The organism is Streptomyces sp. NRRL B-24484 (assembly GCF_000717715.1).
Lineage (GTDB): Bacteria > Actinomycetota > Actinomycetes > Streptomycetales > Streptomycetaceae > Kitasatospora.
Genome location: NZ_JOAI01000091.1, coordinates 1 through 9390, shown reverse-complemented (window position 1 = coordinate 9390; position 9390 = coordinate 1). Strand labels below are relative to the sequence as shown.

At 69.8% G+C, this 9390-nt stretch carries 5 protein-coding genes; 1 reads left to right on the top strand and 4 read right to left on the bottom strand.

The window, feature by feature from the left end:
* Nucleotides 1-96: 96 nt before the first annotated feature.
* The 3 genes from IE98_RS47515 to IE98_RS45565 form a co-directional block, all read right to left on the bottom strand.
* Nucleotides 97-645: an Imm1 family immunity protein gene (locus IE98_RS47515; RefSeq protein WP_078661706.1), complete on the bottom strand. Its 549-nt coding sequence runs from the start codon at nt 643-645 to the stop codon at nt 97-99.
* Between the two features lie 6 nt (nt 646-651).
* Nucleotides 652-5250, bottom strand: coding sequence for a DddA-like double-stranded DNA deaminase toxin (locus IE98_RS52165; RefSeq protein ID WP_052391606.1), 4599 nt, complete (start codon nt 5248-5250; stop codon nt 652-654).
* Between the two features lie 136 nt (nt 5251-5386).
* Nucleotides 5387-7348, bottom strand: a complete 1962-nt coding sequence (locus IE98_RS45565) for a trypsin-like serine protease (protein WP_052391605.1) — start codon at nt 7346-7348, stop codon at nt 5387-5389.
* Between the two features lie 796 nt (nt 7349-8144).
* Between IE98_RS45565 and IE98_RS0140895 the strand changes: the two genes are divergently transcribed.
* Nucleotides 8145-8915, top strand: coding sequence for an IS5/IS1182 family transposase (locus IE98_RS0140895; RefSeq protein WP_030277740.1), 771 nt, complete (start codon nt 8145-8147; stop codon nt 8913-8915).
* On the opposite strand, the gene IE98_RS0140890 is transcribed toward IE98_RS0140895, so the two are convergent.
* A complete protein-coding gene (locus tag IE98_RS0140890; protein WP_159401252.1) occupies nt 8900-9175 on the bottom strand; it encodes a hypothetical protein in 276 nt (91 codons plus the stop codon). The two genes, IE98_RS0140895 and IE98_RS0140890, sit on opposite strands and share 16 nt — an antisense overlap.
* Between the last annotated feature and the right edge of the window lie 215 nt (nt 9176-9390).

Here is a 9390-nt window from a genome sequence, read left to right as displayed (position 1 = left end):
GCCACGCGGTACGACAAGTTGGCCGTGCGCTACGAGGCGACCGTGCTGGTCGCGGCCATCAACGAATGGCTCTGACCAGCACTTTCGAAACACGCCCTAGCGGAGGCTGTCCCAGTCGATTTCAGGTTCTTCGACCGTGCCGATCACCGGCTCCCGGTCATCGCGTTGTCCGCTCATGGCTCCGCCAATCCAGCCAACGGACTTGGGGCGGTCTCCGGTACCGACGCGAACATATTCTTCGACGGCCCGGCGCACCTGATCAATCGGGAGGGTGCTGGCCGGGTCATGAAACAGTGGATAACCGGGATCCGACACGACCTGGGGATCGAAATCGGGCGGCTCGGGATTGTCGGACACCCAGGTCCTGCCATACACACCGCCCTTCTTCTCGTTGTTGAAGAACCAGACCAGGCCACCGTACCCGGTGGATACGTTGACGGACACCGCCAAGCAGTTGTCGGGCCAGCCGGAATCACCGTTCGGCCGCTCGGAAAAAGAGAACCAGGCGATCTCTCCAGGTCTCCAGTCCGGACCTCCACTCCCTTTCTCGGCAAGAATCCAGAAAACCTCAGAGATCAGCCGAGACTTCTCCTCCGGGGTCGTACCGCAGCGCCATTGACCGTCGATATGAACATTGAGAAGCACTGTCGATCACCCATTCGGTCGGAGAGGCGCGGCCTTCCCCACCAGGGGGACAGGATCCTTTGCGAGAACGCCGAACTCATCCTTGTACCAGACGGTCAGAGTGTACCCTTCGGGCAGGATGGCCGGCACCGCTGCGGTGCAGGAGTACAGACCCGTGCACGGGCCGGCGGGCTTGTTGATCACGATTTCCAGGTTTTCCACCCCCTTGTTTCGCATTTTCCACGCAAGCTTCACCTCCACATCGGCGACTATCGAGAGGCCATCAGGCACGCCGAGGGACACGAAGTAGGAATTGATCGCATCCTTGTCCCCGTTGTATCCGCTCACAAGGGCCACCCCCTCCTCCATCGAACCGTCCGCTTGAGGTGTCAGAATGAACCCGCGAGTCTTGGCGCCCTTAACCCAGTTGGGAAGCCTGTTCGCGATGCTCTGGATCTGGTCGAAGCAGTCGAGGTTGTGGGTCAGAAGCGGGACGGAACCCGCCATCACGTAGTACGTGTGCAGGTCAGCGACGGTCAGGTTGTAGGCCGGCTGCAGTGCGGTCCAGTGCCGGATCGACGCGACCTGCGCAGTGGCGCCGGTGTCGGTGCGCAGAGTGTCGCCGACCTTGACGCTCGCTGCGTCGGTCCAGGCACGGGCGGACTCCACCCAGAACGGGTGGTGGTCGGTGGCGGTGACGGATCCCTGTTGCCCGTTGCCGGGATCAACTGTCAGTTCGGTGAAGTTGAGGTCGTCCGGGGTGTAAATGGTGTTCGTGACTGCGTGCGGGCCGCTGGCCCCGGTAACAGGGTCCGCCGCGGTCACCACCTCGCCGACCCGGATGGTCTCGATGGGACGGGTTGTACCGTCTCCCATCAACACCTCGGTGCCGGCAGGGAAACTGTTGCGGCTGCCAGGCAGGACAGTCGGACAGGTACGGCCGTACACCGCGATGTCGCGCTCGGTTGCCAACCGGTCAACCAGGGCGGGGTCGACGTCCTTGACCTTGCCGAGAGCTGCCAGTGCCTCGTCGGCGCTCTTCCCCTCGGCGAGGGCGGCGCGGATGTCTTTGACCGCCTTGGTCGTGGCGTTGATCTTGGCAAGGGCCTCGCCGCCCTTGATGGTGCCCAGGCTCGCGATGACGGCCGCGGTGGCGCTCTCGATTCCGATACCGGTCTCGACGGCGACCCGGTAGGCCAGCACCACCTTTCCAGCTGCAACCAGATCGGTCACAGGGATGACCATCGCGACGGACCATGCGCAGTCGGCGTCGAACCCGAATGGGTTGGTGAAGCACTTCTTGATGCCGCCCCACCATTGGGCGCCCATCTCGTCGAGGAGGCCTGACGTGGTGTGGGCCCTCCGCCAGTCCTCCCACACCGCCTGCAGGGTCGTCTCGACCTGTGCGTCGACGGTCTGCGGTGCGAGTTGAAGCACGTCCCAGGTCGCGTACTTTCCCTGGCACGCCGCGATAGTGAGGTTTGCCTCCGGGCAGGTCCGCAGGTAGTAGTCGAACGTACCGGTGACCTTGACGGTTGCCTGGAAGTCGCAGACGGTCTTTCCGGAAGCATCATGGTGCCAGGGGCCGAGGGAGACGCCTCCTGGTGGCGGCCCGAATATGTCTACGTCCGCGCGGCCCCCAGGCCCCCAGGGGGAGTAGCCCTTGCTGCAGACGTCCTCGGAGTTCTCCTTGACGATCTTGTACTGGACGTCGCCGCGGGGGACGCTCTGGACGAACGAGACGTGTCCGTCGTCGCTGACCATCGCGCTGCGGGACTCCTCCTCGCCGGCGGCGTTGCCGTCCTGCATCTTCTGGTAGGCGATGTTGTAGGCGTCGATCGCGGCCTTGTGGGCTTCGGCCGCGCTCGCCTGGGCCGCGAGCTTGGCCGCCCGGGCCTTTTCGGCCGACTCCTTTGCCTTGGCGGCGAAGTCGTGGGCCTCGCCGGCGGAGACGGCGGCCTGGGCGGCGGAGTAGTCGGCGCGGCTGACGGCGTCGTCGGCTCGGTCGACGGCGGCGCGGGCCTGGGCGGCGTAGGCGGCGGCCTGGTCGGCGCTGGCTTTGGCCTGGCGGGCGGACTCGGCGGCCTTGGCGGCCCAGTCGGCGGCCTCGGTCGCGGAGGTCTGGGCCTGATTGGCGTAGCCGGCGGCTTCGCTGGCGGCGCCGCGGGCAGTGGCGTAGGACTGGGCCGCCTGCGCGGCGTACTGGCGGGAGAGAGCCGCGCCTTCGTCGATGGTCTGCAGGGCGGAGGCGATGGCGGCGATGTGGGCGGCGTTGGCGGCGTCGCGTTGCCGGGCCCTTGGCAGGCCGATGGCGAGGAACGGGGCGAAGCCGGAGGTGGGGCCCGAGAGGACGGCTTGGGCGGCTGCCTGGACCTCGGGTCCGCCTGCCGAGAGGGCCTGGGTTACGGCGAGGCGGTTGTCGTCGTCGCGCGCGGTGTACTGGCCGGTGGCGAGGAAGGCCCGGACGTCGTCGATGGTGCCGTTGAGGGCCTCGCCGGCGGCGGCGCGGACGCGGGGCCCGCCCGAGGACATGATCTTCGTCAGGGCGAGGCGGTCGTCGTCGTCCTTGCCGGGGTAGGTGCCGTGGGCGAGGAAGTCGTGGACCTGTTCGAGGGTGCCGACGGAGGCGGTCTCGGCGGCCAGTCGCTGCGGGAGCGTGGTGGAGGCGGCGGCGCGGGCGGCGGCGGCGGATCGGTCGTCGCGTTCGCGGCCGAGGGCGAGGTCGCTGCTGAGGAAGGCGAGGACGTCGGCGTCGTGGCCTTCGAGGGCGGTCTGCGCGGCGATCTGCGTCCACGGCCCACCCGCGGTCAGCAGCCGGACCGCGACCAGCCGGCCCTTGGCGACCGCGACCGACGGGTCGACACCGGGGGCGGTCGCGTCGGTCAGCAACTGCTGTGTTTCGGCGGCCAGTTGGCTGGCTTTGCCGGACTCCCAGGCGGCCTGCTTCGCCTTGGCTGCCTCGTCGAAGTAGGCCTCCTGGGCGGAGGCGACCTCGGCCGCCTTGCGGGAGGCAAGGCGCTCGGTGTCGGAGGCGCGTGCGATGTCGGCGACGGTGTGCGCCTGCGAGGCCGCCTGGGAGGCGGTGTCGGCCGCGGTCTTGGCGGCAGCGGCGGCGGCCTGCGCGGTGGCGGCGGCCCTGGCGGCGTCGCCGGCGTGCGCGGCGGCCTCTTCTGCCGCGGCCGCGGCGGCAGCAGCGTGACCGGAGGAGGAGTCGGCGGCGCGCTGGGCATCGGCTGCGGCGGCCTTGGCCTCGGCGGCGATCGTGGCGACCTGGGCACAGGCGCGCTTGGCCTCGGCGGCCGCGCTCCTGGCGTTGTTGGCGGCGTTCCTCGCCCGGTCCCGCGCCTCGTCGGACACACCGGCCTGGTTGGCGGCGTCCAGCGCCGCGGCGGCGGCCGCGTCGGAGTTGTCGGCAGCCTGCTGGGCGGCCGCGGAGGCCTTGCCCGCTTCATCGGAGGCATGGACGGCCCACTGGGCGCGCTCGCCGACGGTCTTCGCGTCGCCGGCCAGCTTCTTCGCGGCGACCGCGGCGTCCTTGGCCTTCTGCGCGTCGGCGGCGTTGCCGGCGGCCTTGGTGGCGGCGTCCTGCGCCTGGGCTGCGGCGTTGCCCGCGAGGGCGGAGGCCCGGGCCGCGTCGGCTGCGGCGTCGGCGGCCTGACCGGCCGCCGCATTCGCCCTGTCCGCGGCGTCGGACGCGGCCTTCGCGGCGGCAGCGGCCCGCTTGGCGGCGTCGGCGGCGCGGGCGGCGGCCTCGGACGCCTTCTTCGCGTCCCCCTTCGCGGCCTTCGTCTCGGCCGCGGCCTTCTCGGCGGACTGCTTCGCGAGCGCGCTCGCCGCCAGCGCCTTGTCCGCCGCTTCCGACGCCGCTCGGGCCTGCTCGCCCGCCTGGTCGACCGCGTTCTGGGTCAGGTCGACGAGCTGGGAGACCGTCAGCGTCTCGGCGTCGTGGGCGGCTGCGGTCTGGTAGCCGTAGCGCAGGAACTCCCGGATGTCGTCGACCGTGCCGTTGAGCGCGAGGCTCGCCGCCGCGCGGACCTCGGGACCGCCGGTGGACTGCAGCTTCGACAGCTTGAGGCGGTCGTCGTCCTCCTGGGCCCGGTACCGGCCGGTGGCGAGGAAGGCGTTGACGGTGTCGATGCCGCCGTCCAGCGCCAGACCGGCGGCCTTGCGCACCGCGGGTCCGCCGCTCGACATGATCTGGGTCAGCTTGAGGCGCTGGTCGTCCTCGAAGGGGTGCTTGTAGCCGGTGGCGAGGAACGCCTGCGCGTCGGCCGTGGAGCCGGCGAGCGCCCGCTGCGCGGCCGCGCGCACCTGCGGGCCCGCGACGGCGACGAGACCTTCGACGGTGGCGCGCAGGTCGGCCGCGGAGGCGGCCTGCCGGCCGGAGGCGAGGAACGTGCTCACGTCCGCGTCGGAGCCGGTTAGCGCGGTCTCTGCGGCGCGCTTGACGGCGTCCCCGCCGTCCCTCCAGGCCGTCACTGCGGCGACGCGATCGGCGATGGGTCCTATCTCAGGAGCGGTGTCGGCCGCTGCGGGTACGGCCAGCAGGCCGGCGATCAGGCCGCCGGCGGCTATCCCGACGGCGGCCTGCCGCGGGATTCGCCAGTATGGTCTGGTGATCTTCATCGAAGACCCGGGATCCTTCCGGATGGGCCGCCGGACGCCGGCGGCGGGGGAGTGCTTCGTGCTTCGTCCTGCGGCAGCGGCCGCGGAACCGGTCCTGTCGTGGGTCGTTCCGCGGCCGCCGTCGGACGCGCGAGGGTCAGCCGACGAAGCCGGTGAGGGCGCTCTGGTTGTGGGTGCCGGCCGTGCCCTGGAGGCTCATCCACGCGTTGGCGGCCCAGGTGGCGTCGGCCTTGCGGGCGGTCCACAGAAGGCGGTTGTCGCTGGTGGTGACGGTGAACTGGACCTGGGTGTCGACCGCGGCGGCGCTGATGGACGTGGCCGTGAGGGCGCCCCAGACGCCGTTCAGGTTGGCGAAGGGCTGCCAAGTCCTGTTGGCGAAACGGATGGTGTGGAACTGCTGGGCGCCGTTGTTGACGAGGACGGCGAGGTGGGCGTCGCCGCCCGCGCCGGTCATGGCGACGCCGGTGATGGTGCCGGTGGAGCCGGCGGCCTGGGCAACGTCGCCCCAGGCAGTCCAGGACCCGGCGGAGTTGCGGATGGTGTGGTAGGCCTTGCCGCCGGCCACGGCGACGACCTGCAGTTCGCCGCTCACGGAGGCGATCGCCGTGGTGGTGACCGTGGGAAGGGGACCGACGGCGCTCTGCACGTCGCCCCAGCCGCTCCAGGTGCCGTTGGCGTCGCGCACGGTGTGGTAGACCTTGCCGCCGGCCACGGCGACGACGTGCAGGTTCCAGCCGATGGAGACGGCGGAGACCTGGGTGATGTTCGCGAGCGGCCGGTCGGCGCCGGTCAGGTCGGTCCTGGACGCGGGCGGAAGGGCGGCCATCGGCCACGGGCGGGTCTGGGTGCGGACGGAGTGCCACAGGTGGCCGTCGTTGCCGAGCGCCACGATGTGGGTCTGGTTGCCGCCCATGCCGGCCTCGGCGAACGTCTTCACGCCGCCGGTGGTGCCGGTGGAGGCCTGGATGTCGGTGAAGTCGGTGGTGGAGCCGTCCGGGAGCCGAACCGCGCGGTAGAGGGCCCCGTTGGCGCCGTTGGTCAGCACGGAGCTCTTCCAGCCCGGGTCGGAGGCTCGCACGGACTGGAACCAGGAGGCGAGGATGTCCGCACGGATCGCCTGCGCGCCAGTGCGGGTCTCGCTCGCGGCGGTGCCGAGGCAGCCGCCCTGCCAGGCGCGCGTGACGATGCCGGTAATCGCACCGCCGGTGTTGATCAGCGGCGCGCCCGTGTCGCCCGCGCAGACGGGCGCCGCGCCGGTGGCGGGGGCGAGATCGACGGTGCCGGTGCCGACGGCGGCGACACTCTGGGTGGTGGTGCGCGGTCCGTTGCCCGTGCCCCAGGCGGCGGCGGTGCGGCCGAAGCCGGCGACCTTTACCGTCTCCCCGCTCGCGGGGGCGGTCGCGGAGATCTTGACGGGAGCGACGTCCGTGACCGGCGAGGCGAGGCGGGCGACCACCGCGCCGAGGTCGAACTGGGTGCCGAACTCCACGACGTCGAGCGTGTGACCGCCGACGGTGAACGTCGTCTTGGTGGGGGGCGTGCCCTGGTTGAGGATCGGGAGGCTCGCGTTGGCGCTGGCCGGGTCGATGATGCAGCCGACGGAAGTGAGGACCCACTGCGGGTCGACGAGGGTGGCGGTGCACCCGCGGGAGCCGGTCCAGCCGGCCGGACCGACCTGGAGGGAGCCGACGGCCGGGAACTCGGGGGCCGGGGTCTGGACGGCGGCGCCGGCGGTGGCGACCAGTTCCAGCAGGGTCGACGGCTTGTTGCCGGTCGCGTCGTCGCCCTCGCCGACCGGAGTCCAGTCGCTCTTCCTGATGTCGACGCTGCTGGTCACGCCCTCGGCACTCAAGGTCGCCTTGATCGTGTGGCTGTCGCCCTTGATGTTGATGACGTCCGGGGTCTCCAGCGCCAGGTACCCCGACGGGCCCGTGATCTTGAAGCAGATCTCAGCGGGCAGGGCAGCCATGCGGAGCATATGCACCAGGTCCGTCCCGGAGGCGCAGTCGGCGAGGCGTATGTTCCCGTCGCCGGCCTTCAGCGTCAGGTTCTGCTCGGCCAGGATCCTCGACGCATCTGGATAGGAGAAGGTCTCCACCGCAAGTGGCGGCGTTGCCTCAGTGGCCGACGCGGGCACCGCTACGACCGCGCCCGGAACCGCCAGCAAGGCGGCCGACAGCAGCACGGATCTCTTGAATCTACGCAAAATAACCCCCATGGGAAAAAATGCACACGTCAAATCAGTGGCTCGGAATGGCCATCCGGACGCTATCGATAGCGGTGAGCGACAGTCAAAGAGCATTGCTGCGAGTCATGCATATGCGTCCAAGTCGTCGTCAAGCGCCGTGTGCGAGCCAGCTGGTGGCAATGGTGACGTTCCGTCGGTCGGCGCATCGTGAGCCGTCGTTATCTCCCGCAAATGATGGCGATGTCGGATTCATCCCGCTGGCCAGGTCGGCAGCGCGCGTACGTCGACTGTGGAAGAGAGGCGTTCGCAGAGTTCTTGACACCGTTCGACAGTGAAGCGGGACAACGCAGTGAAGTCATGGGATGCTCCCGAACTCTTCCACGTTCATAAGCCGTGCGGCGGGAGTCGCCGTGTCACACCCGAATCCGACATCGCGGGTCCGGCTCCGCGTGGCGGACGGCAGGCACCGACGCACTGGCGGGAAAGACCCCGGCTGACCCGGGACATTCAAGGGCGCGTTGCTGCGCAGGATCGACGGTGCCTCCTGCCCCCGCGGTTGGCATGAGCTCCCCCGGGACGGAATGGCAAGCGAGTGGTTCGGAGGGGCTGCCGTGCTGCGAGCCGCCCCGAGGTGATCATCAGTCCGAGATCCGGCTTGGTAGAGGCTGTCCCGTAACTGTTGCCTTGGTTACGCGTTGGTCATGGCATGGGTGGGGTGATCTCAGCGAACGATCCGACGTGGATCGAGCCGTTCTCGGGGCTGAGCGAGTCGCAGTTCCGCAAGCTGGTCGCGCTGGTGCGCCGTCGTGGCGGTGACGTCCAGCGCGGCCGGCCGTGGCGGCTCTGTCTGGAGGACCGGGTGTTGTTGGTGGCCACCTACTGGCGGACCAACCTGACGTTGCGGCAGGTCGCGGCGCTGTTCGGGATCTCGAAGTCGGCCGCGGACCGGGTACTGGATCACCTCGCGCCACTGCTGGCGATCTCGCCTGCGCGGCGTCCGCGGCAGGACACCGTGCTGATCGTGGATGGCACCCTGGTGCCCACCCGGGACCGGACGATCGCGGCCTCCAGCAAGAACTACCGCTACTCAACCAACCAGCAGGTCGTGATCGACGCCAACAGCCGGCTCGTCGTCGCGGTCGGCCTGCCGCTGCCCGGTAACCGCAACGACTGCCGGGCCTTCACCGAGTCCGGCGTCGACCGTGCCTGCCGGGACGCCCCGGTTCTGGCGGACGGCGGCTACCAGGGAACCGGAGCCCTGATCCCGCATCGGCGCCGTCGCGGACAGGAGCACCTCACACCCGAACAGGAAGCCGACAACGCCGTCCACCGCAGGGCCCGGGCCCGGGTCGAGCACGTCTTCTCGCGGATGAAGAACTGGAAGATCCTGCGCGACTGCCGCCTGCGCGGAGCCGGCGTGCACCACGCCATGCTCGGCGTTGCGCGGCTCCACAACCTCGCTCAGCGGATGAGCTGATCCCACCTCACCGTGAACTCCTCACGTCCGTCCAGCGTCGTGACGCCGGAGGTGGAGACAGTGACGACCTCGTCGTTGTCCGGCAAGCCGTGGCCTTCGGCGACCACGCAGGCGACGGTGACCTCCACCGGATAGACCGAGTCCGGGCCAAGCTCGCCCATCGCAGCGGAGATCGGGGCCTTGTCAACCAGCGACCAGCACCGTCCGGCCGCATCCGTGAACTGAACCTCGACCAATCCAGGCCACGGCTCATCGTCCACCCAACGGATCGCCTCACACCGCAGCTCAAACACGAACGCCCCCGCAGCCGAACAAGGTCAACAACGAGCGACAGTATGCCGCGAGACCTCAGCAGCCGACATACGGGACAGCCTTCAGTGATTCCCAATGGTGTTTGTCAACCGGCCTGGTAACGCGGGGTGGTTGAGTCATGCCTCTGCGAGGTCGCGTCGGGGTGGCTCGGTGGTGAAGGTGC

Bases quoted from the DNA above. Each gene is read 5' to 3' on its own strand.
- IE98_RS52165 (WP_052391606.1), bottom strand. From the start codon at position 5,250: ATGAAGATCACCAGACCATACTGGCGAATCCCGCGGCAGGCCGCCGTC.
- IE98_RS0140895 (WP_030277740.1), top strand. From the start codon at position 8,145: ATGGGTGGGGTGATCTCAGCGAACGATCCGACGTGGATCGAGCCGTTC.